Here is a 24223-nt window from a genome sequence, read left to right as displayed (position 1 = left end):
TTGGAACTCGCCCAAGTACGGCTGCTCGTCTCCGACTTCGCCGCCTGCTACCACTTCTACGCGGACGTCCTCGGCCTCAAGCCCCAGTCGGGCTCGGCCGAGGGCCCCTACGAGAAGTTCAGCCCCTCCACCGGCTCGGCGGGCATCGCCATACAGGACCGCTCGATGATGGCCGAGGTCCTCGGTGAGCTGGGCGATCTGGCGACCGGTCACCGCTCGCTGGTCGTGCTGCGGGTGGACGACCTGGACGCGTACTGCGAGCAGATCACCTCGCGCGGCGCGACGATCCTGCACGGCCCGGCCCCCATGACCGAGCGGATGCGCGTCGCGCACCTCAAGGACCCCGAGGGGAATCTGGTGGAGCTCCAGGAGTGGCTGCTCCTCCTGGGCTGACGTCCCCGGAGGAAGTACCCGCGTCCGCCCGTGTGTTCGGCCCTGGCGCGGGTGCTCGAACCGGGATCGCACGGACGGGCGGTGCACTCCACGCAGTGTCCGCATGCGGTCTACCGCGGCCGCCGGGAGAGTGGCACGCTGCCGTTCATGGGGGCTTTGAGGCGTACAGGGCGCCGGGCGGGGCGTCGACGGGTACTGCTGGCGACCGGGTTCGCGGCGGCCGGGATCTTCGGCGTGGCCGCCTGCGAGCCAGGAGACGGGCTGAGCCCGGCTGCAGTGGCGTACACGACCGACAAGACCGCCACCAAGGAGCTCGAACGGCAGCACGTGAACGTGCGCTGGCTCAGCTGCACCGCCTCCTACGGCAACAACAAGGCCTACACGCCCGGCAAGTCGCCCCGGCCGACGGAGAACACGGTCGCCTCCGTCGACTGCCAGGGACAGTCGGACGACGGGCGGGAGATCACCGTCAAGGGCCGGGTCACCCGGGCCGTCGACGGCGCCTGCGTGCGCGGCGACCTCGTCGCGAAGGTCGGCGGCAAGGAGTGGTTCCATGTGCAGGGCCTGGGGAACTGCAACGCCACCAGCAACCCCGTCCCGCCCGCCACGTACCGGCCGCCGAACGGGCAGCCGAACCCCACCGTCACCGTGACGGTGACGAAAACCATGTGGTGCAAGGGCGATCCCACCTGCTGGCCCTCCCAGGGCAAGTGATCGTGACCCCTTTCAGCGTGCGCCCCGGCTGCATAGGGTGATCGGGTGACAGAGCCCGCAGCCTCCGCGTATCTCCGTTTCCCGCATCTGCACGGCGACTTGGTCGTCTTCACGGCCGAGGACGACGTCTGGGCCGCCCCGCTCGACGGCGGGGGCCGGGCCTGGCGGGTCAGCGCCGACAACGTGCCGGTGAATCATCCACGCATCTCCCCGGACGGCACCACCGTCGCCTGGACGTCGACCCGCGACGGGGCGCCCGAGGTGCACGCCGCGCCCCTGGCCGGCGGTCCGTCCAAACGGCTCACCTACTGGGGCAGCCCCAAGACCCAGGTGCGCGGCTGGACCTCCGACGGGCAGGTGCTCGCGCTGAGCACGCAGGGCCGGGAGAGCCTGCGCCGCAGCTGGGCGCGGTCGGTCCCGCTCGACGGCGGTCCGGCGGCGGTCCTTCCGTACGGCCCGGTCGGCGAGGTCGCCCAGGGCGGCCCCGGCACCGTGCTGCTGTCCGCGCCGATGGGCCGCGAGGCCGCCTGGTGGAAGCGGTACCGCGGCGGCACGGCGGGCAAGCTGTGGATCGACCGGGCGGGCGAGGGCGAGTTCGTCCGCCTGCACGAGGACCTCGACGGGAATCTCGAATATCCCCTCTGGGTGGGGGAGCGCATCGCCTTCCTGTCCGACCACGAGGGCGTGGGGGCGCTGTACTCCTCCCTCGCCGACGGCTCGGACCTGCGCCGGCACACGCCTGTGGACGGCTTCTACGCCCGGCAGGCGGCGAGCGACGGCACCCGGGTCGTGTACGCGTCCGCCGGTGAGCTCTGGCTCCTCGACGACCTCGACGGCGCCGAACCGCGCCGGCTGGACATCATGCTCGGCGGCCAGCGCGCCGACCTCCAGCCGCACCCCGTCAGGGCCTCCCGCTGGTTCTCGTCCGCCACACCCGACCACACCGGACGCGGCAGCGCGATCTCCGTGCGCGGCGCCGTGCACTGGGTCACGCACCGCTCGGGCCCGGCCCGCACGCTCGCCGCCGGACAGGGCGTACGCGCCCGGCTGCCCCGCTCCTTCCGCGCCGACGGTGAGGGACACGTCGTGTGGGTCACCGACGCGGAGGGCGACGACGCGCTGGAGTTCGCCCCCGCGACCGGCGTCGCCCCCGGAGCGACCCCGCGGCGGCTCGCCGCCGGACAGCTCGGGCGCGTCCTCGGACTCGCGATGGCTCCCGACGGCAGCCGCGCCGCCGTCGCCTCGCACGACGGGCGGGTCCTGCTCGTCGAGCGCGACAGCGGCGAGGTTCGCGAGCTCGACCGCAGCGAGGACGGCGAGGCCACCGGGCTGGTCTTCTCGCCCGACTCGGCGTGGCTCGCGTGGTCGCACCCCGGGCCGCGCCCGCTGCGGCAGCTGAAGCTCGCCAACACCGCCGACCTGGCGGTGACCGAGGCGACCCCGCTCCGCTTCCGGGACTACGCGCCGGCGTTCACCCTCGACGGCAAGCACCTCGCCTTCCTGTCGGCCCGCTCCTTCGATCCCGTCTACGACGAGCACGTCTTCGACCTCGCGTTCGTCGGCGGATCACGGCCCTACCTGATCACCCTGGCCGCGACGACGCCGTCGCCCTTCGGGCCGCAGCGCCACGGCCGACCCTTCGAAGCGCCCGACAAGGACGAGACCCCCGACAGCGAGGGCGCGCCGACGACCCGTATCGACCTCGACGGGCTCGCCGACCGGATCGTGGCGTTCCCCGTCGAGGCCGCCCGCTACTCGACGCTGCGCGCCGCCAAGGACGGGGTGCTGTGGCTGCGCCACCCGGTGCGCGGTGTGCTCGGTGCCTCCCGTGCCACTCCGGACGCCCCGGACCCGAAGAGCGAACTGGAGCGGTACGACCTCGCCCAGCAGCGCATCGAGCACCTCGCCGCCGACGCCGACCACTTCGCCGTCAGCGGCGACGGCAAGCGGGTCCTGCTGTGGACCGACGGACGACTCAAGGTCGTCCCCAGCGACCGGCGCGCCTCGAACGACGACGAGAGCGACTCGAACATCACCGTCGATCTGTCGAGGGTGCGGCAGACCGTCGACCCGGCCGCCGAGTGGCGGCAGATGTACGACGAGACGGGCCGCCTCATGCGGGACAACTTCTGGCGGCCCGACCTGGCCGGTGTCGACTGGCAGGGCGTCCTCGACCGGTACCGGCCGGTGCTGGAGCGCGTCGCCACGCACGACGACCTCGTGGACCTGCTGTGGGAGGTGCAGGGCGAGCTCGGCACCTCGCACGCCTACGTCCTCCCCGGCGGCGGAGGAGGCGGCGACCGGGCGCAGGGACTGCTCGGCGCGGACATCTCCCGTCACGAGGACGGCAGTTGGCGCATCGACCGGATCCTGCCCTCCGAGACGTCCGACCCCGAGGCCCGGGCGCCGCTCGCCGCGCCCGGCGTCGCGGTGCGGGCCGGCGACGCGATCGTCGCGATCGGCGGGCAGCCGGTGGACCCGGTGGCGGGTCCCGGACCGCTGCTCGTCGGCACGGCCGGCAAGCCGGTGGAGCTGACCGTGTCGCCCGCGGGCGGCGGCGATCCACGTCACGCGGTCGTGATCCCGCTCGCCGACGAGGAGCCGCTGCGCTACCACGCGTGGGTCGCCGACCGGCGCGCCTACGTCCACGAGCGCTCCGGGGGCCGCCTCGGCTATCTGCACGTGCCGGACATGGTGGGCTCGGGCTGGGCGCAGCTCCACCGCGACCTGCGGGTCGAGGTGGCCAGGGACGGGCTGGTCGTGGACGTCCGCGAGAACCGCGGCGGCCACACCTCCCAGCTGGTCGTGGAGAAGCTCGCGCGGCGGATCGTCGGCTGGGACCTGCCGCGCGGACTGCGCCCGTACAGCTATCCGGAGGACGCGCCCCGCGGTCCGGTCGTCGCCGTCGCCAACGAGTTCTCCGGCTCCGACGGCGACATCGTCAACGCGGCGATCAAGGCCCTCGGTATCGGGCCGGTGGTCGGCACCCGCACCTGGGGCGGTGTGATCGGCATCGACAGCCGCTACCGGCTCGTCGACGGCACGCTCGTCACCCAGCCCAAGTACGCCTTCTGGATGGAGGGTTACGAGTGGGGCGTGGAGAACTACGGCGTCGACCCCGACGTCGAGGTCGTCCAGACGCCGCAGGACCACGCCGCCGGACGTGACACCCAGCTCGACGAGGCGATCCGGATCGCCCTCGCCGCCCTGGAGGAGAACCCGGCGAAGACCGCCCCGGCGCTTCCGGAGGACTGAGGCACCCGGGTCCGGGGCGGCCGTCCTCACGGACGGTCGCCCCGGACCCCGTTGTCGCGCTGAAGAATTGCTCCGGTGGATACGATGCCGTCGTAGCGATCAACGGCGTGAAGGAGACACACGCATGGCGGGAGAGCCGCAGGACGACTGCCTGTTCTGCAAGATCGTCGCGGGGCAGATCCCGGCGACCCTGGTCCGGGAGACCGACACCACCGTCGCGTTCCGTGACATCAACCCTCAGGCGCCCACCCACATCCTCGTCATCCCCAAGGTGCACTACCGGGACGCCGCGGAGCTGGCGGTCGCCGAGCCCACCGTCGTCGCCGACCTGCTGCGCGAGGCCGGCGAGGTCGCGGGCGAGGAGAAGCTGGAGAGCTACCGCGTCGTGTTCAACACCGGCAGCGGCGCCGGACAGACCGTCTTCCACGCGCACGCCCATGTGCTGGGCGGTCGCGGCATGCAGTGGCCTCCGGGGTAACCGGCCTTGTCCGTACGTGAATTGGTGGTCCTCGGCACCGCCAGCCAGGTCCCGACGCGACACCGCAACCACAACGGCTACCTGCTGCGGTGGGACGGCGAGGGGCTGCTCTTCGACCCCGGCGAGGGCACGCAGCGGCAGATGCTGCGTGCCGGGGTCGCCGCGCACGACCTGCACCGGATCTGCGTCACCCACTTCCACGGGGACCACTCGCTCGGGCTCGCCGGGGTGATCCAGCGCATCAACCTCGACCGCGTGCCGCACGAGGTGACCGCGCACTATCCGGCGTCCGGGCAGCGGTTCTTCGACCGGCTGCGCCACGCCACGGCCTATCGCGAGACGGTGGCGCTGACCGAGGTGCCGGTCGACGACGACGGGGTCCTCGCGGCCACGCCGTCGTACACCCTGGAGGCGCGCCGGCTCTCGCACCCCGTGGAGTCCTTCGGCTACCGGCTGGTCGAGCCGGACGGGCGGCGGATACTGCCCGAGCGGCTCGCGGAGCACGGGATCAGGGGGCCGGACGTCGGGCGCATCCAGCGGGACGGCGCGCTGCGCGGCGTCACCCTCGACGACGTCAGCGAGGTGCGGCGCGGGCAGCGCTTCGCGTTCGTCATGGACACCCGGCTGTGCGAGGGCGTCGGCGCCCTCGCCGAAGGGTGCGACCTGCTCGTCATCGAGTCGACCTTCCTGGACGAGGACGAGCGGCTCGCCGAGGACCACGGTCATCTGACGGCGGGCCAGGCGGCGCGGGTGGCCAGGGACGCCGGGGTACGGCATCTCGTGCTGACCCACTTCAGCCAGCGCTACTCCGATCCGGGCGAGTTCGAGCGGCAGGCCCGCGCGGCCGGCTTCGACGGCGATCTGACGGTGGCGTACGACCTGCTGCGGGTCCCGGTGCCGAAGCGCCGGTAGCGGCGGCCCGTGCCCGGGCGGGTGACCTGCGCCGGACGCGAGGCGGCGGTGGCGGTGACCGGCTCGGAGCACCGGTGCCCGGGCGCCGGGCGGTGCGCCGCCGGGCCCGGCGGCGACGGGCGACGCGGACGACGGCGGGGCGGCGTTCGGTTCCGTTATGTCGGGCCGTCGCCCGTACGATGCTTCGATGCCCCTCCCCAAAGCTGAACTGCACCTCCACATCGAAGGCACTCTCGAACCCGAGCTCGCCTTCGCGCTCGCCGCGCGGAACGGCGTCACGCTGCCCTACGAGGACACCGAGGAGCTGCGCAAGGCGTATCTCTTCGACGATCTCCAGTCGTTCCTGAACCTGTACTACGAGCTCATGGCCGTCCTGCGGACCGAACAGGACTTCGCCGACCTGGCGGACGCCTACCTGGAGCGCGCCGCCGCGCAGGGCGTGCGGCACGCGGAGATCTTCTTCGACCCGCAGGCCCACATCGCCCGCGGTGTGGAGATGGGGACGGTCGTCGACGGACTGTGGCGGGCGCTGGAGCACAGCGAGGAGAAGCACGGCGTCTCCACCCAGCTGATCTTGTGCTTCCTGCGGGACGAGTCCGCCGAGTCGGCCCTGCGGACCCTGGAGGCCGCGAAGCCCCACCTCGACCGGATCACCGGCGTCGGGCTCGACTCCGCCGAGGTCGGGCACCCGCCGGTCAAGTTCCGCGAGGTGTACGAGGCCGCCGCCGCGCTCGGTCTGCGGCGCGTCGCGCACGCGGGCGAGGAGGGGCCGCCCGAGTACATCACCGAGGCCCTCGACGTCCTCGGCGTCGAGCGCGTCGACCACGGGCTGCGCTGCATGGAGGACCCGCAGCTCGTGGAGCGGCTCGTACGGGAGCGGGTGCCGCTGACGCTGTGCCCGCTGTCGAACGTGCGACTGCGGGCCGTACGCGTCCTGGAGGACCACCCGCTGCGCGCCATGCTCGACGCCGGCCTGCTGTGCACGGTGAACTCCGACGACCCCGCCTACTTCGGCGGCTACGTGGCCGACAACTACCACGCGGTCCGCGACGCCCTCGGTCTCGAACTGGAGCAGATGCGGGAGCTGGCGCGGAACTCGTTCCTGGCGTCCTTCCTCGAACACGACGAGGAGCGGCGGGCCCGCTATCTCGCCGAGGTCGACGCGTATCAGTTCGGGCGGTAGCCCTCAGCCGGTTCCGGGCCCCGGTGCGGTGGCTGCCGCGGCCGGCCGGGGCCCGGCCGTGCCGTACGCCGCCCGCTCGGCGGGAGCCGTCTCCAGCGGGATCTCGACGACCGAAGTGACCGGGACGCCGCGCCGCGGCCGGACGGCCACCAGGGTCATCGGCACGGCGATCACCAGCAGCCCGACCGCCAGGACCGTGCCCATGGCCGGGTATCCGGCCCGAGCCGAGAGCAGGCTGCCGGTGAGCGGGCCGCACGCCGTGCCGAGCGAGGACGCGGAGCCGACCAGGACCGCCCACCGGCCACGCGGGTCGAGGGAGGCGGCGAGGCCGATCACGTACGACAGGACGACCGGGTAGAGCGTGTTCCAGGCGATCTCGCCCGCCGCGAACGACGTGAGGTCGGTGGCCGCCGCGCTGAGCGCGATGCACCCGGCGATCAGCGCCGTGCCGATGCCGATGGGCAGGGCCAGGCCGAGCCGGGGGCCCAGCGCGCCCGCGCCGATCACCCCCAGCAGACCCGCGCCCAGCGCCGTCGCGAACACCGCGCCGACCGTGACCTCGGTGAGCCCCGCCTGGGTCAGCCCGATGCGGCCGCTGACGCCCCACAGGGAGTTCTGGGCGAGGGACCAGAAGAGCAACGTGCCGGCGAGGAGCAGGCCGGAACGCGGGTGGGGGAGCGGCGTCGTGGTGCGCGGGGTCCGCGCGGCGGGGGTGCGGTCCGGCAGCCGTCCGGTCACGGGCAGCACGAGCAGCGCCGTGCAGGCGATCGCGGCGAGGGGCGGACCGTGGGCCGGGCCCAGGTGGGGGATCGTCAGATACAGCGCGCCGGCCAGTGCGGAGACCCCGAACAGGCCCATCGTGGTGGTGCGGTGGGGGTCGCGCTGGGCGGCGATGCCGGTCGCGGCGACCGTGGTGGCCGCGCCGGAGCCGAAGCCGCCGACGACCGCGCCGGTGACGACCAGGGGCACGGTGGTCGTCAGGGCGGCGGTGCCGTAGCCGGCGGCTGCGAGGAGCAGACCGGTGCGGGCGAGTCCGCGGGGGCCGAAGCGGTCCACGCGGGACGCGAGGAGGAACCCGGCGGTCGCCGAACTCAGCAGCAGGGCGCTGCCGATGGCGCCGGCCTGGGTGGCCGAGAGCGGGAGGCCCGCGTCCAGCCTGCCGACGGTGGTCGGCAGCAGGTACGCGGAGAGGTACCCGGCCGTGAAAAGGGCGACGAGGGGCCAGGGCATGGTGGTGCGGGCGAACACGGGCGTTCCCAGGGCATGCGAAAGAAGCGGCTCGGAAGGGGGGTTGAGCGGCTGTCGACGGACAGGAACGCGCGGGCAATTTGTATCAAGGGGCCGGGCGCGCGAAGAAGGTCGGACGGTGTGATCTACGGCACTTTCCGTTTGCCCCCGAAGAGGCGGGGTAGACGCGACCTTTTGCGCTGCCGGAGAGGGTGTCGCAGGCGCCCCTCGCGGGGCGTCGCGGGGGCGGTGCCGCTCCGCGAGGCTCGGGCCGCCACTCCGCCCGACACGGGGCGCCGTTCGGCCGTGCGGCGAGGCCCCCTCCGGCCTGCGGGCGGGGCCGTCGTCCTCCGTGCGGGGCGGGCGGGGGCGGGATCCGTCCCCGCACGACCACGGTGTGTCGTGGCCGACTTGGTGCACACTGGCCTGATCCGCACCATCTCAGGGAGCGCACCGTGATCACGCCCGACGGAGAGCGACCGCTCTGCCAGGCCCATGTCGACCCGCTCGCCGGCCTGCGCACCCCCCAGGATCCGCCCTGGGACGTCTACCTCACGGGCACGGTCTTCCTGGACATCATCTTCACCGGCCTCGACTCGGCTCCCGTGCGCGGTACGGAGTCGTGGGCGCGGGGCATGGGATCGAGCCCGGGCGGGGTCGCGAACATGGCGACAGCGCTGGCCCGGCTGGGACTGCGGACCTCCCTCGCCGCCGCGTTCGGCGACGACCACTACGGGGAGTACTGCTGGGACGCCCTGGAGCAGGGCGAGGGCATCGACCTCTCCCTGTCGCGCACCGTGCCCGGCTGGCACTCCCCGGTCACCGTGTCGATGGCGTACGAGGGCGAGCGCACGATGGTCAGCCACGGGCACGAGCCGACGCCCGAGGAACCGGCGCCGGACTGCCCGCCCCGCGCGCGTGCGGCGGTCGCCTCGCTGACACCCGGCACGCGCGCGCCCTGGATCGAGGAGGCGGCGAAGAGCGGGACCCGGATCTTCGCGGACGTCGGCTGGGACGACACCGGCCGCTGGGACCTGGCCGGCCTCGCCGACCTGGAGCACTGCGAGGCGTTCCTGCCGAACGCCGAGGAGGCCATGCGCTACACCGGCGCGGACTGTCCGCGTGCGGCGGCGCGCGCGCTGACGGACCATGTGCCGCTGGCCGTGGTCACCCTGGGCTCGGACGGCGCGTACGCCGTGGACGGCGGCACCGGGGAGACCGCCGAGGTCCCGGCGATCGCGGTGGAGGCCCTGGATCCCACGGGCGCCGGCGACGTCTTCGTGGCCGGCTTCGTCACGGGGACGCTGGCCGCCTGGCCGCTGGCGGACCGGCTCGCCTTCGCCGGGCTGACCGCGGCCCTGTCCGTGCAGGAGTTCGGCGGGTCCCTGTCGGCGCCGGGCTGGTCCGAGATCGCGGCCTGGTGGCGCAAGGTCCAGTCCGTGGACGCCCAGGACCCCACGGCGCTGAGCCGGTACGCGTTCCTGGAGGGCCTGCTCCCGGAGGTGACGCGCCCGTGGCCGCTGCGCCGGGCGGTGCCGACGATCGGTTTCGGGCGCTCGGCATGACCTCCGCGCCGGGATCCGGCGGGGCGCGCCGAACCGTCCTGCCCCCGGCGTGCGCCGTCGTGCGCGGGGCGCGGGCGCTCGGCGAGGGGTGACGAAAAGCCCTACGGCTCTGTCGGTGCAGCGACGTACCCTTGGAACCGCAAGGCTGCCCGTGTGGCAAGCGTGCCGACCGAGGAGGATTCGCAGGCCTACAGAGCCGGCCCATGACTCAGACACCCACAGCTCACAGCTCCGCTCAGGAGCAGGCGCGAGCGCACTTCACCGTCCCTGCCAAGCACCCCATGGTGACCGTGCTGGGTTCCGGAGACGCGCTCCTGCGCGTGATCGAGAAGGCCTTCCCGGCGGCCGACATCCACGTCCGGGGCAATGAGATCAGTGCGGTCGGCGACGCCGGTGAAGTCGCCCTCGTCCAGCGCCTGTTCGACGAGATGATGCTGGTGCTCCGCACGGGGCAGCCGATGACGGAGGACGCAGTGGAACGCTCGATCGCCATGCTCAGGGCGAGCGAGAACGGGGAGGGCGACGGCCAGGAGACCCCGGCCGAGGTGCTCACGCAGAACATCCTGTCCTCGCGGGGCCGCACCATCCGCCCCAAGACGCTCAACCAGAAGCGGTACGTCGACGCGATCGACAAGCACACGATCGTCTTCGGCATCGGCCCCGCCGGTACCGGCAAGACGTACCTGGCCATGGCCAAGGCGGTGCAGGCCCTGCAGTCCAAGCAGGTCAACCGCATCATCCTGACCCGCCCGGCGGTGGAGGCGGGCGAGCGCCTCGGCTTCCTGCCCGGCACGCTCTACGAGAAGATCGACCCCTACCTGCGCCCGCTGTACGACGCGCTGCACGACATGCTCGACCCCGACTCGATCCCCCGCCTCATGGCGGCGGGCACGATCGAGGTCGCGCCCCTGGCCTACATGCGCGGCCGCACGCTCAACGACGCCTTCATCATCCTGGACGAGGCCCAGAACACGAGCGCCGAGCAGATGAAGATGTTCCTCACCCGCCTCGGCTTCGACTCGAAGGTCGTGGTCACGGGTGACGTGACACAGGTGGACCTCCCGACCGGCACGAAGTCCGGTCTGCGCCAGGTCCAGGACATCCTGGAGGGCGTCGAGGACGTCCACTTCTCCCGCCTCACGTCCCACGATGTCGTACGGCACAAGCTGGTCGGCCGTATCGTCGACGCGTACGAGAAGTACGACATCGAGAACGGCACCGAGAACGGCTCCCACAAGGGCCGCGGCAAAGCCGGCCACAAGGGGAAGTAGACCAGCACGACCATGTCGATCGACGTCAACAACGAGTCCGGAACCGAGGTCGACGAGCAGGCGATCCTCGACATCGCCCGCTACGCGCTCACACGGATGCGCATCCACCCGCTCTCCGAGCTCTCGGTGATCGTCGTGGACACCGACGCCATGGAGCAGCTGCACATCCAGTGGATGGACCTGCCCGGCCCCACGGATGTCATGTCCTTCCCCATGGACGAGCTGCGCCCGCCGTCCAAGGACGACGACGAGCCTCCGCAGGGCCTGCTCGGCGACATCGTGCTGTGCCCCGAGGTCGCCGAGCGGCAGGGCCGGGAGGCTCCGACGCAGCACTCCATGGACGAGGAGCTCCAGCTCCTGACCGTCCACGGAGTGCTGCACCTGCTGGGGTACGACCACGAGGAAGCGGACGAGAAGGCCGAGATGTTCGGCCTCCAGGCGGCCATCGTGGACGGGTGGCGTGCGGAGAAGGGCCTGACAGGCCCGTCCCCGGCCCCGACCGTGTCATGAGTCCACAACTCGTCATCGGCGCCATCGCGCTGGTCGTCGTCGCCTGGCTCGCCGCCTGCGCGGAGGCGGGCCTCGCGCGCATCTCCAGCTTCCGTGCCGAGGAGGCCGTCCGGTCGGGCCGGCGCGGCAGCGCCAAGCTCGCCCAGGTCGCCGCCGACCCCACCCGCTACCTGAACGTGGCACTGCTGGTCCGTGTCGCCTGCGAGATGGCCGCCGCCGCGCTCGTCACGTACGCGTGCCTGAAGGAGTTCGACGAGACCTGGCAGGCCCTCGCGGTCGCCATCGGCGTCATGGTCCTCGTGTCGTACGTCGCGGTGGGCGTGTCCCCGCGCACCATCGGCCGCCAGCACCCGCTGAACACCGCGACGGCCGCCTCGTACGTCCTGCTCCCGCTGGCACGGGTCATGGGGCCGATCCCGCCGCTGCTCATCCTCATCGGCAACGCGCTCACGCCGGGCAAGGGATTCCGGCGCGGCCCGTTCGCCTCCGAGGCGGAGCTGCGCGCCATGGTCGACCTCGCGGAGAAGGAGTCGCTCATCGAGGACGAGGAGCGCCGCATGGTGCACTCCGTCTTCGAACTGGGCGACACACTGGTGCGCGAGGTGATGGTCCCGCGGACCGACCTGGTGGCCATCGAGCGCTACAAGACGATCCGTCAGGCCCTCACGCTCGCCCTGCGCTCCGGTTTCTCGCGCATCCCGGTCACGGGGGAGAGCGAGGACGACATCGTCGGCATCGTGTATCTGAAGGACCTGGCCCGCAAGACGCACATCAGCCGGGACGCGGAGTCGGAGCTGGTGTCCACGGCGATGCGGCCCGCCACCTTCGTGCCCGACACGAAGAACGCGGGCGACCTGCTGCGCGAGATGCAGCAGGAGCGCAACCACGTCGCCGTCGTGATCGACGAGTACGGCGGCACGGCCGGCATCGTGACCATCGAGGACATCCTCGAGGAGATCGTCGGCGAGATCACCGACGAGTACGACCGCGAGCTGCCGCCCGTGCAGGAGCTCGGCGACGACCGCTACCGGGTGACCGCCCGCCTCGACATCGGCGACCTCGGCGAGCTGTACGGCTACGAGGCGTACGACGACGAGGACGTGGAGACCGTCGGCGGACTGCTCGCCAAGGCGCTCGGGCGGGTCCCGATCGCCGGGGCGTCGTCGATGGTCGAACTGCCCGACGGGCGGGAGCTGCGACTGACCGCCGAGGCCGCGGCGGGGCGCCGCAACAAGATCGTCACGGTGCTCGTCGAGCCGGTCGGCCCGGTGGAGCCCATCGAGGAGGAGAAGCCGGAGTGACCCCGCAGGAGCTGCGCGCGTTCTGTCTGTCCTTCAACGCGACCGTCGAGGACTTCCCCTTCAACCCGCAGACGTCGGTCTTCAAGGTGCTGGGCAAGCTCTTCGCGCTGACGAACCTGGACGCGGCTCCGCTGACGGTCAATCTGAAGTGCGACCCGGAGGACGCCGTACGGCTGCGCGGTGAGCACCCGGGGCTCGTCGTCCCCGGCTATCACATGAACAAGCGGCACTGGAACACGGTGACCGCGGACGGGCCGCTCCCGGACAAGCTGGTGCGGGAGCTGATCGAGGACTCGTACGACCTGGTGGTCGCGGGACTGCCGCGCGCCGAGCGGCTCCGGCTCGACCGGGCGTGAACCCGTCCCTCGGCCGACCGGGTTCCGATGGCTCGCCAGGACGGGAAAATCGCGGCAGAATGATGAGTTCGGCGGGCTCTCGACAGGCCCACTCCGTGTAGGCCGAGCAAGCACACTCGGAGTGGAACCTGCTCCTGCTGGCGTCCGCTTCCATGGCCCCGGTCTTCTTGGCCGGGGCCGTTTTCTCTCACACGTGGTGGAGCACCTCTTCGATGATCTTGTAGATCAGGAAGATGAGACTCATCCAGGGGACGATGTGGGACACCCTGTCGGTCCACGTGTTGCGGCGCCCCTCCGGCTCTGTGGCCATGGGGCTTTTCCTCCTTCCCGGCGGCTCCACATACCTTGTGGATACCGCGGTGATCCACAGGTGGTGAGTCGGAGGAAGTCGGGTGGCTCCCAAGGAGGTTGGCGTCAACCTCGCTACCGCTTGGTCGAACCTCCTTTCGTGGAACCGGAGTTGAGGCGGTTGCCGTCCGTGCGACAACGTTCCCTCTGACAATGTAGCCTCCGCGCAGACGGGTGAACAGTCCTAGATGCTGACTCCAGGTCGGTGTGTCCGATACGTTGGCTCCGATGTGCGACATAGCATCCCGAGAGTTGGCGCTCCAGCGCGACCCCCGCCACCAGTGGTGATCTGTGTCGCGTCCTGAGCGTGCGTTCTCTCGGAGAGGTACCGATGTGTAACCATCGAAATCGCCATGTCGCAACTTGCTCGGTCCTCATGGGGGTGGGGGATCATGAGTGAGGCGAAACCGCCGAGCCCGGCGATCCAGCGGATCCGGCTCCGCACCGAACTGCGCAAGGCCCGCACGAAGACCGGGCTGACGCAGCGCCAGGTGGCCGAGAAGATGGAGTGGAGTCCCTCCAAGCTGATCCGCATCGAGGCGGGCGAGGTCGGCATCACGGTCAACGACCTGCGCCCACTGCTCGCGGTCTACGAGATCAGCAGCCAGCGCAAGGTCGACGAACTGCTGGACCTGGCCCGGGGCAGCCGGAAGATGCCGTTCTCGGAGTTCCGGGACATCTACTCCAAGGAGTTCCTCCAGTTCCTGGCGATGGAGACGTCGGCTTCGCTCATCCGGCACTTCAACTCCCTTCAGATTCCCGGGCTGTTGCAGACCGAGGAGTACGGGCGCGCCATCATGCGCGCGTACAGCAGCGGGCTGGCCCAGGACACGCTGGACCGCTACATCGAGGCGCGGTTGGCGCGGCAGGAACTGCTCCAGGGCGACGAGGGCCCGGAGTTCTTCTTCATCCTCGACGAGTCGGTGATCCGCAGGCAGGTCGGTGGCCGCGGGGTGATGCGCGCCCAGCTGGAGCGGCTGGCCGAGCTGGCCGCCCGCCCTCGCGTGCACATCATGGTCCTGCCGTTCAGCGCCGGTGCCCACGCCGGTATGCAAGGCCCCTTCACGCTCTTCGAGTTCGAGGCGGACGAGATGCCGGACTCGTTCTATCTGGAGAACCCGCGCGGCGACTCGTACGCCAGCAGCGACTCCGAGGAGACGGGCCGCTATGTGGAGCGGTTCTGGGAGCTGGAGGACCTGAGCATCAAGGACGACGTCGACGTCCTGCTGCGCCGGATGGCCGAGCGCACCGGGGAGGGAAGCGACGACCTGGTCTCGCTGCTCCGCTCCGGGACGGCCCCCGCGGACGCCTGACTGCCCCTGTCCGCAGGGAGCTTGGCGGGAAACGCCTCGTTCATATTCGTATGAGGCGCCGTTATTCTGGAAGAGGTGCTGCGTGTCCACACCCAGGTTGGAGGGGACGGCGTGGGTGGCTCATGGTCGTGGCGCAAGAGCAGTGCGAGCGGAGGCGGCAACAACGACTGTGTGGAGGTCGCCTGGACCGGTGAAGCCGTCCTCGTCCGCGACTCCCGGACCCCGCGGGGCTCGGTTCTCGTCTTCGACCCCGCTGCCTGGCGGGCCTTTCTGAGCTCTGTGGCCCCCGGCCCGGCTCCCGGCAGGCCGACGGCCCGCCCCTGACATCAGGAGGCGGGCCGTCCGGCGGAGCGGGCCAGGCATCAGGCGCGCCGGCCGAGCCCCAGGCTCACCAGTACCGCCGCCGCCAGCACGATCACCGCGTCCAGGGCGAGGACCGTGTGGACCCCCGTCATCAGGTCACCCGACGTGGTGGCCAGGACGCCGAGGAGCGGGACGCCGACCGTGAGCCCCACCTGCTGAGTGGACGTCACCAGACCGGTGGCCAGGCCCTGCTCCTCGTCCGGGACGCCCGACGTGGCGGTCAGGCCGTACGCGATGATCGCGCCCAGGTGGCACATGCTGGCCAGGGAGACCGCGGCCGTGGCGAGCCAGACCGACCAGGTGTGGGCGTTCAGCAGCACCAGCGTCGCCACGAACAGCCCCTGCCCGGCCAGTGAACCCACCAGCGTGCGACGGGCGCCGACGCGGCCGATGACCTTCGGGGCGTACGCCCCCGCCACCGCCGACAGCACACCCTGCACACCGAAGACGAGACCCGTCTCGAAGGCGGACAGGCCGAGCGTCTCCTGCAGGTAGAGGGTCAGGACGAAGATCACCGTCGACATCATCGAGAAGGTGACCAGGCCGGCCAGGTTGCCCCACGCCACGGTGCGGCGGCGCAGCATCGGCAGGGAGACGAGCGGCGCCGCGCTGCGCGACTCGGCGTACCCGAAGGCGCTGAGCAGCAGCACGCCCGCGACGAGCGACACGAGCACGTCGGCGCCGCCGAAGCCGCGCTCCGCGGCCGTCGAGAGGGCGTAGATCAGGGCCAGCAGGCCACCGGTGACGGTGACCGCGCCGGGGACGTCCAGGCGCGGACGGTCCGGGGTGCGGGACTCGGGCAGCAGACCCGGCGCCAGCGGCAGCACGATCAGCGCGAACACCGACAGCAGCCCCATCGTGGAGCGCCAGCCCAGCGCGTCGGTCAGGACGCCGCCCGCCACCATGCCGACCGTGAAGCCGAGGGACAGCAGCGTGCCGGAGATGCCCAGGGCGCGGTCACGCGCCGGCCCCTCGGGGAACGTCGTCGTCAGCAGCGACATGCCCGTCGGCACGATGGCCGCCGCGCCCAGACCCTGCAGCGCGCGGGCCGTCAGGAAGGACGTCGGGTCCCAGGCACACGTCGCGAGCACCGAGGCCGCGCCGAAGAGCGCGAGGCCGGTCAGGAAGAGCCTGCGGCGCCCGTACAGGTCGCCGATGCGGCCGAACAGCAGCAGGAAGCCCCCGGACGGCAGCGCGAAGGCGGTGACCGCCCACTGCAGGGCGGACCGGCTCATGCCCAGGTCCGAGCCCAGCACGGGCAGCGCCACGTTCAGGACGGAGAAGTCGAGCGCGACCATGAACTGCGCCGCGCACAGCACGAAGAGGACGAGCTTGTCGCGGACCGAGAGCCGCGCGCCGGGCGGGGTGTCGGCCGCCGGTGCCGGCGGGGTGCGTACGGGAGTGGACTCGAGGTCGGTGGTGTCGATCGCCATGGCCAAGAGCTTCGTGCGGTCGGAACAAGCGTGGGGAGCGGCAACTTATGCTGGTGGTCGCACCACCAGTCACCAAGAGGGGGATTCGAACGTGACGGAGGACGCGCTCAGGAGTCATCGACGGCGGGAGCTGCGCGACTTCCTGATGAGCCGTCGGGCCAAGGTGTCCCCGGCGCAGGCCGGTCTCCCGGACGGCGGCGCGCGGCGGCGCACCCCGGGGCTGCGCCGTGAGGAGGTCGCCGTGCTCGCGGGCGTCGGCGCCTCCTGGTACCAGTGGCTGGAACAGGGGCGGGACATCTCGGTGTCCCCGCAGGTCCTCGACTCGGTCGCCCGCGTACTGCTGCTCAGCGGTGCCGAGCGGCGCCATCTGTACGTGCTGGCCGGGCTCAACCCGCCCGCGCCCGAGACGGCTCCCGAGAACCGGGACATGTGCGACGGGCTGCGGCGGCTGATCGACACGTGGATGCCGTACCCCGCGCACATCATGGACGCGTACTACAACTGCGTGATGTACAACGACGCCGCCGCGATGGTCCTCGGCATGCGCCCCGAGAACACGCAGAACTGCATCGTCGACTTCTTCACCGACCCCCTCTACCGCGGGCAGTCCCGGTCCTGGGAGACCAACGCGCGCACCGTCGTCGCCCAGTTCCGCGCCTCGTGCGCGGCCGCGCCCGACGACGAGGGCTTCCAGGAACTGCTGGCGCGGCTCAAGGAGGCCAGCACCGAGTTCGCCGGGCTGTGGGAGGAGCGGGACATCGAGGACGCGGGGCAGATCCGCAAGGAACTCGACCATCCGCTGGTGGGGCTGCTGTCCGTCGAGTCGACGGCCATGAAGGTGCCGGCGCGGCCCGACCTGACGATCGTGCTGCACACGCCGCTGCCGGAGGCGAACACCGCGGCCAAGCTGGAGTGGCTGGCCTCGCCGGAGGGGCGGCGCGGCTCGATGTACCCGGTGGCGGGCTGACCCCCCTTGGGCGGGGTGCCGCGCCGGCACTTCGTATGCTCAGGGCATGACCGACAGCAGCACGCTTGACCCCGAGGACCGCAAGATCGTGACCCTGGCCCGTTCCGCGCGGGCGCGCAACGGTGTGCCCGAGGGGGCGGCCGTGCGCGACGAGACGGGCCGTACGTATGTCGCCGGGACCGTGGAGCTGCCGTCTCTGCGGCTGAGTGCTCTGCGGACCGCGGTGGCCATGGCCGTGGCGTCGGGGGCGAAGTCCCTGGAGGCGGCGGCGGTCGTCTCCGACGCGGAGGGGGTGTCCGAGGAGGACCGTGCGGCGGTTCTGGACCTCGGGGGGCCCGGGACGCCTGTGCTCGTCGCGGGGCCCGACGGGGCCGTGCGGGGTGTCGTCGCCGCGGGCTGACTCCGTCCGGTGGGCGGAAGGGGTTCGCCCCCTCCGCCCCTGCCCGTCCCTTGTTCCCGGGGGCTCCGCCCCCGGACCCCCGGATCGGCCTGGACGGCCTTGTCCTCAAGCGCCGGACGGGCTGAAATGCATCGGCCTGGACGGCCTTGTCCTCAAGCGCCGGACGGGCTGAAGCGCGCCCCCGGTTCGGGCTGAGGGGCGTCCCCGGTTCTCAAGGGGTGCCGGGCGGGCCGGGAGCGTGGGTCAGAAGCCCAGTTTGCGGAGCTGGCGGGGGTCGCGTTGCCAGTCCTTGGCCACCTTCACGTGGAGGTCGAGGAAGACCGGGGTGCCCAGCAGTGCCTCGATCTGCTTGCGGGACTTGATCCCGACCTCCTTCAGGCGCTTGCCCTTGGGGCCGATGATGATGCCCTTCTGGCTGGGGCGCTCGATGTAGACGAAGGCGTGGATGTCGAGGAGCGGCCTGTCGGCGGGCCGGTCCTCGCGCGGGAGCATCTCCTCGACGACGACGGCGATGGAGTGCGGCAGCTCGTCGCGGACGCCCTCCAGCGCGGCCTCGCGGATCAGCTCGGCCACCATGACCTGCTCGGGCTCGTCCGTGAGCTCACCGTCGGGGTAGAGGGCCGGGCCCTCGGGCAGCAGCGGGACGAGCAGGTCGGCGAGCAGGTCGACCTGCTTGTCGCGGACCGCCGACACCGGCACGATCTCCGCCCACTCGAAGCCGAGCTCCTTGCCGAGTTGGTCGATCGCGATGAGCTGCTCGGCGAGCGCCTTGCTGTCCACGAGGTCGGTCTTGGTGACGATGGCGATCTTCGGCGTCTTCTTGATCGACGCCAGTTCCTTGGCGATGAAGCGGTCGCCGGGACCGAGCTTCTCGTTCGCCGGGAGGCAGAAGCCGATCACGTCGACCTCGGCCCAGGTCGTGCGGACCACGTCGTTGAGCCGCTCGCCGAGCAGGGTGCGCGGCTTGTGCAGCCCGGGGGTGTCCACCAGGATCAGCTGGGCGTCGGGACGGTGCACGATGCCGCGCACCGTGTGCCGCGTGGTCTGCGGCTGGTCGGCGGTGATCGCCACCTTCTTGCCGACGAGAGCATTCGTGAGGGTGGACTTGCCCGCGTTGGGGCGGCCCACGAAGCAGGCGAAGCCGGCGCGATGGGTGGCCTCGGACGGCTCGGATGACGGGGTACGAACGCTCATGGCGCCCATTGTCCCTGATCCTCGGGCGACCGCCGCACGCCGTGCGCCCGAGCGGTGCTCGGTGAGGTTCCGGAAACCCCGGCGCAACACGAAACACGACGGAAACCTGGGCGTGCACGTACGGAAACGAGCGCCGACGACTCTCTGACGCAGCCCCCACCCCGTTGGAGACACCGTGACGCCGGCCACCGCCCTGCCCCTGGTCCTCGCCTCCGCTCCCGGTGGGAAACCACCCGTCGACACCGGTGACACGGCCTGGCTGCTCGCCGCCACCGCGCTGGTCCTGCTGATGACGCCCGGCCTCGCCCTGTTCTACGGCGGCATGGTGCGCACGAAGAGCGTCCTCAACATGCTGATGATGAGCTTCGTGTCGATCGCCCTGGTCACGGTGGTGTGGCTGGTGGCCGGGTACTCCCTGGCCTTCGGGGACGACGCCTTCGGCGGGCTCGTCGGAGGGCTGCGGCACGCGGGCATGGCCGGGATCGGCCCGGACGGTGTCCACGGCACCGTGCCGACCCTGCTGTTCGCCACGTTCCAGCTCACCTTCGCGATCATCACGGCCGCGCTGATCAGCGGCGCGGTCGCGGACCGGGCGAAGTTCTCCGCGTGGCTGGTGTTCGTGCCGGTCTGGGCGCTGCTCGTATACGTTCCCGTCGCGCACTGGGTGTGGGGTCCGGGCGGCTGGATCGTGGACGCGCTGGGTGCGCTGGACTTCGCGGGCGGACTGCCCGTCGAGATCACCTCGGGCGCCTCCGGTCTCGCCCTGTGCCTGGTCCTCGGCCCGCGCCTCGGTTTCAAGAAGGACGCGATGCGCCCGCACAACCTGCCGATGGTGATGCTGGGCGCCGGACTGCTGTGGTTCGGCTGGTTCGGCTTCAACGCGGGATCCGCGATGGGCGCGAACGGGCTGGCCGCCGCGGCCTTCCTCAACACCCTGGCCGCCGGCTGCACGGGTCTGCTCGGCTGGCTCTTCGTGGAGCAGCGCCGCGACGGCCACCCGACCACCCTGGGCGCCGCGTCCGGTGCGGTCGCGGGCCTCGTCGCGATCACCCCGTCGTGCGGCACCGTGTCGCTGCTCGGCGCGCTGGTCGTCGGACTCGCCGCCGGCGTCGTCTGCTCGTACGCCGTGGGCTGGAAGTTCAAGCTGAACTACGACGACTCGCTGGACGTCGTCGGTGTGCACCTGGTCGGCGGCATCGTCGGCACCCTGCTCATCGGCGTCTTCGCCGTCAAGGAGATGACGGGCGGGGCCGAGGGGCTGCTGTACGGCGGCGGGCTCGGCCAGCTCGGCAGGCAGCTGGTCGCCGTGCTGGCCGTCGGGGCGTACGCCTTCGCGGTCACGTACGGCATCGGCAAGCTGATCGACCGGCTGATGGGCCTGCGGGCGGACGAGGAGCACGAGCGGACCGGCCTGGACCTTACGGTGCACGCCGAGACGGCCTACGATCACGGGGTCCTGGGGCACGGCGCCCCGGTCTCCGCATCCCTCCCCACCGCCCAGAAGGCCAAGACCCAGGCATGAAGCTCATCACCGCGATCGTCAAGCCGTACCGACTCGACGAGGTCAAGACCGCCCTCCAGGAAATCGGCGTGCACGGGCTGACCGTGACCGAGGCCAGCGGATACGGGCGGCAGCGCGGCCACACCGAGGTGTACCGCGGGGCCGAGTACCGGATCGACCTCGTCCCCAAGGTCCGGATCGAGGTCGTCGTCGAGGACGCCGACGCGGAGGCCGTCATCGACGAGATCGTGAAGGCCGCGCAGACGGGGAAGATCGGCGACGGAAAGGTGTGGTCCGTACCGGTGGAGACGGTCGTACGGGTACGGACGGGCGAGCGCGGTCCCGACGCGCTCTGATCACCACCACGGCCGTGGCGATCCCGGCCGCCACCGCCGCCGCGACGAGCCACGGCAGGGCGAAGAAGGACGCGCTCGCCGAGTCGCGGGTCCCGGCCGCGTCGGCCGTCAGCGTGACGTCGCCCCAGTCGAGCTGCGGGGCGCCGGACCACGGCTCGCTCAGCCGGACCCGCTGACCGGGGAGCAGCTCGGAGGGGACCTTGGTGAGGCCGCGGGCGAGCAGGGTGCGGCCGAAGAGTCCTTCCGCTCTGAGGCGCACCTTCGGGTTCAGGGTCACGTTGCCGGTGTTGTGGAGGGTGTAGGAGACGGTCGCCGTGGCGGCCCCGAGGCCCGGGACCAGGGGCTGGTGGTGGCTGACGCGGACCTTCTCGACGGCGAGGGCGGGCACGGTGGGGCCGCCGACGCGCAGATAGACGCGCGCGGCCACCGCCCGCTGCACCCCGACGGCGAGCGAGCCGTCGCCCGCCTCGACGCGTTCGTCCAGCGCGACCAGCGCGCCGGGGTGGTCGCCGGGTTCGGCCCGTTCGGGCACCCGGAGCGTGAACGGCACGGTCACCGAGCCGTGCGCGGGCACCGTCACCCGGGAGCGTGCGGGCTCGGCCCACGCGCCCACCCCGCGCTGCTTCTCGCGCAGGGTGCGCACGGCGAAGCCGCCGTCGCGGACGGTGTTGTAGGCGTCGGCCGCGTACAGCCGGAAGGTCAGCGGCCCGCCGGTCTTGTTGGCGACGGTGACCTTGTCCCGGAGGGTCTGCCCGGGGTCGGCCGAGAGGTAGAAGTACGGGCGTGTCGCGAGACGCGTGGAGACGGGGTAGACGGACCAGCTGCCGTTGTCGGCGGCGTACGAAGGCACCGTCACGCAGCCGAGCAGGGCGGTCAGGAGGAGGACGTACAGCTTGCGCATGGGTGCGGACCCCCACGGACGAGGCGGACGGGCGGGTGCGCGCCCGGCCACCGAAGGTGCGGACGGACCGGTCAGCTGAGCGTCAGCGTGAGCACGCCGGAGTACGAACCGGGCGGGGTGAACGCCGGCACGTCGAGCGACAGCCCGGCGTCGACCGTGAACTCACCGCCGGTGAGCGTGCCGTCGGGGGTGGAGGCCAGTGTCGCGCCCGAGGAGCCCACCGTGCCGGACGAGCCTGCCCGGCAGGTGCTCGGACTGCCCGCCTTGGTGACACAGGCCGGGGTCCAGCTCAGCGCACCGGCGTCGATCTTCGCGCCGGGGCCGGTGAAGTCGGTGACCTTGCCGGTCAGGGACCAGCCCGCGGGGCCGCCGCGGAAGTCCTTGACGGTCACCGTCTTCAGCGCGCCCTTCGAGGCCCCGCCCTTGCCGAAGTCGACCGCCGACAGTTCGACGGCGTCCCCGGCCTGCGTCATGGACAGCGTCCCCGCCTTCACCGTGGTGGTCAGTCTCTGGGCGTTGTCGGGGACGGGGGTGTCGTCGACGACGACGTACGTGGCGGGCCCCGCGCCCTTGTCGGCGTTCCAGCTCGCGCCCTCGTACGCCACCACGCCGGTCGTCGTCCGGTCGTTGACGACGAGCGTGCCGCTGAAGGCGCCCTGGCCGTCCGCGGTCACGGTCGCGGTGTCGGCGGTCTGGGTGTCGCCGGAGCGTCCGGCGAGGGTGACGGTGGCGCCCGGGGTGAAGTCGCTGCCGGTGACGGTCACGCCGTCACCGGGGTTCCCGGAGGCCGAACCGAGCTGGATGGCACGGTTGTTGGTCTGTCCGCCGCCGTTCGTCGCGGTGACGGTCTCGGACACCGGGGCGGGCGGGTCGGTCACCGTGCACGGGGTGTCCAGCTCCATGATGTAGCTGGTGTGGATGTTGTAGTCGCCCGGCGAGAGCGTGATGGCGCCCGGCGCGGTGACCGTGAACGTGCCGGTCATGCTGAACGAGGGGAAGGCGCCCTTGCCCGGCACGGGGTCGTTCTTCTTGGGCCCGGCGACCGTGACGGCGCCGGTCCGCGCCCCGCCGAGCGTGACCTTGCCGGTGGGCGTCATGATGTCGGCCGGCAGGGCCAGGTCGACGGGGTTGCTCGCGGCGGGTTTGACCACCGTGTACGTCACGGTGACGGTGTCGCCGACCTTGGGGGCGGCGTTGTCGACCGTGATCTTCGCGGTGGTGGTGCCGTCGATCGGCGGGATGCCCGCGATCGCCGGCGGGATGCAGTGCGTGGGGAAGTCCACGTCCGTGGGCGCGGCTCCGGCCGGGGCGGCCAGCGCGCCTCCCGCGGTGACCGCGAGGGCGGTCGCCCCGAGCAGCGCCGCCCAGCGGCGTCTTCGGGTTGTCGGACCCGTGGTTCTCATGGTGGTTGCCCCCTCCTGAGGGATGCGGGCGCAGCGGCTCGTCTGCGCCGACAGGGGGCCATTGATGTGCGGGTTGTGTGAGAAGTCAATGGAGTCCAGGCACGCGAACTGATGACCCATCAGTTTCTGTCGATGTCATCAACTCGCCTGGCTGAAAGGTGTGTTGAGAGCTCGCGGTGGCTGCGGAACCGGCGCCGCTGCGCGCGGGCGGCGCCGGTCCTCACGCGTGGGCGCCTACTCGAACACGAACGGGCCGGGGGACTGTGCCGCGTCCGCGGTGCAGGTGATGGTGATGCCGAAGACCACCATCTGCAGGGAGCCGCCGAAGGCCTCCAGGCTGTCGCCGGAGGCGACGGTGCCGTCCAGCGGGCCCACCGCGACCCCGCCGCCCGCGGCGATGGCGGGGTTCTTCGTGCCGCTGAAGACGGTGGTGCCGCCGCTCGCCTTCACCATGGTCAATGTGGAGCTGATCGAGTCCTGCGCGACGCTGATCGGAGCCGTGATGTCGGTGGAGCTCAGGGTGATGGTCGCGGCGGTGCCGCTCTGGGTGGCCGTGAGGGTGGCCGAACCGCTGCCGCCGATGCTGCAGGTGGCGTTGATGGTGGCCGTCTGCGGGGTGACGGCCGCGGCGGCCGGCGCGAAGGCCAGTGCGGTCGCGGCGAGGGTGCCCCCGGCCAACGCCGCGGTGATTCCGAGTCGCTTGCCTCTCATCGTGTTCCCTTCCCTTGTACGGGAATTGCCATGTGGGGATGGTCGGACGGAACCGTCCCCGTCCGGGCACACGGTCCCCTCACCGCCGTGCAGGTGAGGGTGCGGGGAGGTGGTGTGCGCGGACGGACCGCCCGCGAGCGGGGTACGGGACGCCGCGCGGCGGCATCT

23 protein-coding genes and 1 pseudogene are annotated in these 24223 nt (G+C 71.8%); 17 read left to right on the top strand and 7 right to left on the bottom strand.

Annotated elements, in window-relative coordinates; all coding sequences use genetic code 11:
- From BKI49_RS11965 to BKI49_RS11940, 6 genes are all read left to right on the top strand, one after another.
- The gene (locus tag BKI49_RS11965) at positions 1–393 is read left to right on the top strand and encodes a VOC family protein (RefSeq protein ID WP_028804622.1); all 393 of its coding nucleotides are present in this window, start codon (positions 1–3) and stop codon (positions 391–393) included.
- A 147-nt stretch (positions 394–540) separates the two neighbouring features.
- Positions 541–1107 (top strand): hypothetical protein, encoded by a 567-nt coding sequence (locus BKI49_RS11960; RefSeq protein WP_257004724.1) that lies wholly within the window; start codon positions 541–543, stop codon positions 1105–1107.
- 45 nt (positions 1108–1152) lie between these two features.
- The gene (locus BKI49_RS11955; protein ID WP_095934225.1) at positions 1153–4362 is read left to right on the top strand and encodes a S41 family peptidase; all 3210 of its coding nucleotides are present in this window, start codon (positions 1153–1155) and stop codon (positions 4360–4362) included.
- 124 nt (positions 4363–4486) lie between these two features.
- A complete protein-coding gene (locus tag BKI49_RS11950; protein ID WP_095934224.1) occupies positions 4487–4840 on the top strand; it encodes a histidine triad nucleotide-binding protein in 354 nt (117 codons plus the stop codon).
- Positions 4841–4846: 6 nt separating this feature from the next.
- Positions 4847–5752, top strand: coding sequence for a ribonuclease Z (locus BKI49_RS11945; RefSeq protein ID WP_095934223.1), 906 nt, complete (start codon positions 4847–4849; stop codon positions 5750–5752).
- A gap of 187 nt (positions 5753–5939) precedes the next feature.
- Positions 5940–6935 (top strand): adenosine deaminase, encoded by a 996-nt coding sequence (locus BKI49_RS11940; protein WP_095934222.1) that lies wholly within the window; start codon positions 5940–5942, stop codon positions 6933–6935.
- Positions 6936–6938: 3 nt separating this feature from the next.
- Here the strand turns inward: BKI49_RS11940 and BKI49_RS11935 are convergent, their stop codons facing one another.
- Positions 6939–8183: an MFS transporter gene (locus tag BKI49_RS11935; RefSeq protein ID WP_095934221.1), complete on the bottom strand. Its 1245-nt coding sequence runs from the start codon at positions 8181–8183 to the stop codon at positions 6939–6941.
- 434 nt (positions 8184–8617) lie between these two features.
- Between BKI49_RS11935 and BKI49_RS11930 the strand changes: the two genes are divergently transcribed.
- From BKI49_RS11930 to BKI49_RS11910, 5 genes are all read left to right on the top strand, one after another.
- Positions 8618–9727: a carbohydrate kinase family protein gene (locus BKI49_RS11930; RefSeq protein WP_095934220.1), complete on the top strand. Its 1110-nt coding sequence runs from the start codon at positions 8618–8620 to the stop codon at positions 9725–9727.
- Between the two features lie 203 nt (positions 9728–9930).
- On the top strand, positions 9931–10998 hold the full coding sequence (locus tag BKI49_RS11925; RefSeq protein WP_095934219.1) for a PhoH family protein: 1068 nt from the start codon (positions 9931–9933) through the stop codon (positions 10996–10998).
- 12 nt (positions 10999–11010) lie between these two features.
- Positions 11011–11508: an rRNA maturation RNase YbeY gene (gene ybeY, locus BKI49_RS11920; RefSeq protein WP_028804613.1), complete on the top strand. Its 498-nt coding sequence runs from the start codon at positions 11011–11013 to the stop codon at positions 11506–11508.
- A complete protein-coding gene (locus tag BKI49_RS11915) occupies positions 11505–12809 on the top strand; it encodes a hemolysin family protein (RefSeq protein WP_095934218.1) in 1305 nt (434 codons plus the stop codon). The genes ybeY and BKI49_RS11915 overlap by 4 nt, the downstream gene beginning before the upstream one ends.
- Positions 12806–13165: an MmcQ/YjbR family DNA-binding protein gene (locus tag BKI49_RS11910; protein ID WP_095934217.1), complete on the top strand. Its 360-nt coding sequence runs from the start codon at positions 12806–12808 to the stop codon at positions 13163–13165. Before BKI49_RS11915 ends, BKI49_RS11910 begins: the two co-directional genes overlap by 4 nt.
- A gap of 187 nt (positions 13166–13352) precedes the next feature.
- Here the strand turns inward: BKI49_RS11910 and BKI49_RS35745 are convergent, their stop codons facing one another.
- Positions 13353–13475: a hypothetical protein gene (locus BKI49_RS35745; RefSeq protein ID WP_257004723.1), complete on the bottom strand. Its 123-nt coding sequence runs from the start codon at positions 13473–13475 to the stop codon at positions 13353–13355.
- Between the two features lie 430 nt (positions 13476–13905).
- On the opposite strand from BKI49_RS35745, the gene BKI49_RS11905 reads away from it, so the two are divergent.
- Positions 13906–14826: a helix-turn-helix domain-containing protein gene (locus BKI49_RS11905; protein ID WP_095934216.1), complete on the top strand. Its 921-nt coding sequence runs from the start codon at positions 13906–13908 to the stop codon at positions 14824–14826.
- Between the two features lie 75 nt (positions 14827–14901).
- Positions 14902–15150 (top strand): DUF397 domain-containing protein, encoded by a 249-nt coding sequence (locus tag BKI49_RS11900; protein ID WP_306453550.1) that lies wholly within the window; start codon positions 14902–14904, stop codon positions 15148–15150.
- Between the two features lie 38 nt (positions 15151–15188).
- Here BKI49_RS11900 and BKI49_RS11895 read toward each other — a convergent pair whose 3' ends face one another.
- Complete coding sequence (locus BKI49_RS11895) at positions 15189–16622, bottom strand: MFS transporter (RefSeq protein ID WP_095934215.1); 1434 nt, start codon at positions 16620–16622, stop codon at positions 15189–15191.
- A 145-nt stretch (positions 16623–16767) separates the two neighbouring features.
- Here BKI49_RS11895 and BKI49_RS11890 point away from each other — a divergent pair, with 145 nt between their 5' ends.
- Both BKI49_RS11890 and BKI49_RS11885 read left to right on the top strand, forming a co-directional pair.
- A complete protein-coding gene (locus BKI49_RS11890) occupies positions 16768–17589 on the top strand; it encodes a helix-turn-helix transcriptional regulator (RefSeq protein WP_373557540.1) in 822 nt (273 codons plus the stop codon).
- Positions 17590–17635: 46 nt separating this feature from the next.
- Positions 17636–17989: a cytidine deaminase gene (locus BKI49_RS11885; RefSeq protein WP_095934213.1), complete on the top strand. Its 354-nt coding sequence runs from the start codon at positions 17636–17638 to the stop codon at positions 17987–17989.
- Positions 17990–18232: 243 nt separating this feature from the next.
- Here BKI49_RS11885 and era read toward each other — a convergent pair whose 3' ends face one another.
- Positions 18233–19192: a GTPase Era gene (era, locus tag BKI49_RS11880; RefSeq protein WP_028804606.1), complete on the bottom strand. Its 960-nt coding sequence runs from the start codon at positions 19190–19192 to the stop codon at positions 18233–18235.
- Between the two features lie 166 nt (positions 19193–19358).
- Here era and BKI49_RS11875 point away from each other — a divergent pair, with 166 nt between their 5' ends.
- Both BKI49_RS11875 and BKI49_RS11870 read left to right on the top strand, forming a co-directional pair.
- Positions 19359–20705, top strand: a complete 1347-nt coding sequence (locus BKI49_RS11875; RefSeq protein ID WP_306453549.1) for an ammonium transporter — start codon at positions 19359–19361, stop codon at positions 20703–20705.
- Positions 20702–21040 (top strand): P-II family nitrogen regulator, encoded by a 339-nt coding sequence (locus BKI49_RS11870; RefSeq protein ID WP_028804604.1) that lies wholly within the window; start codon positions 20702–20704, stop codon positions 21038–21040. The genes BKI49_RS11875 and BKI49_RS11870 overlap by 4 nt, the downstream gene beginning before the upstream one ends.
- Here BKI49_RS11870 and BKI49_RS11865 read toward each other — a convergent pair.
- The 3 genes and pseudogenes from BKI49_RS11865 to BKI49_RS11855 all read right to left on the bottom strand — a co-directional run.
- Positions 20937–21941: pseudogene (locus tag BKI49_RS11865) on the bottom strand (WxL protein peptidoglycan domain-containing protein); the annotation flags it as partial. The gene BKI49_RS11870 and the pseudogene BKI49_RS11865 sit on opposite strands and share 104 nt — an antisense overlap.
- A gap of 71 nt (positions 21942–22012) precedes the next feature.
- A complete protein-coding gene (locus BKI49_RS11860) occupies positions 22013–23344 on the bottom strand; it encodes a beta-xylosidase (protein WP_095934212.1) in 1332 nt (443 codons plus the stop codon).
- Between the two features lie 234 nt (positions 23345–23578).
- The gene (locus BKI49_RS11855; RefSeq protein ID WP_095934211.1) at positions 23579–24055 is read right to left on the bottom strand and encodes a hypothetical protein; all 477 of its coding nucleotides are present in this window, start codon (positions 24053–24055) and stop codon (positions 23579–23581) included.
- Positions 24056–24223 lie beyond the last annotated feature (168 nt).

It is taken from the genome of Streptomyces sp. Tue6028, from assembly GCF_002300165.1.
Classification (GTDB): Bacteria; Actinomycetota; Actinomycetes; order Streptomycetales; family Streptomycetaceae; genus Streptomyces; species Streptomyces siamensis.
This window is presented reverse-complemented; position numbering and strand designations above follow the sequence as displayed.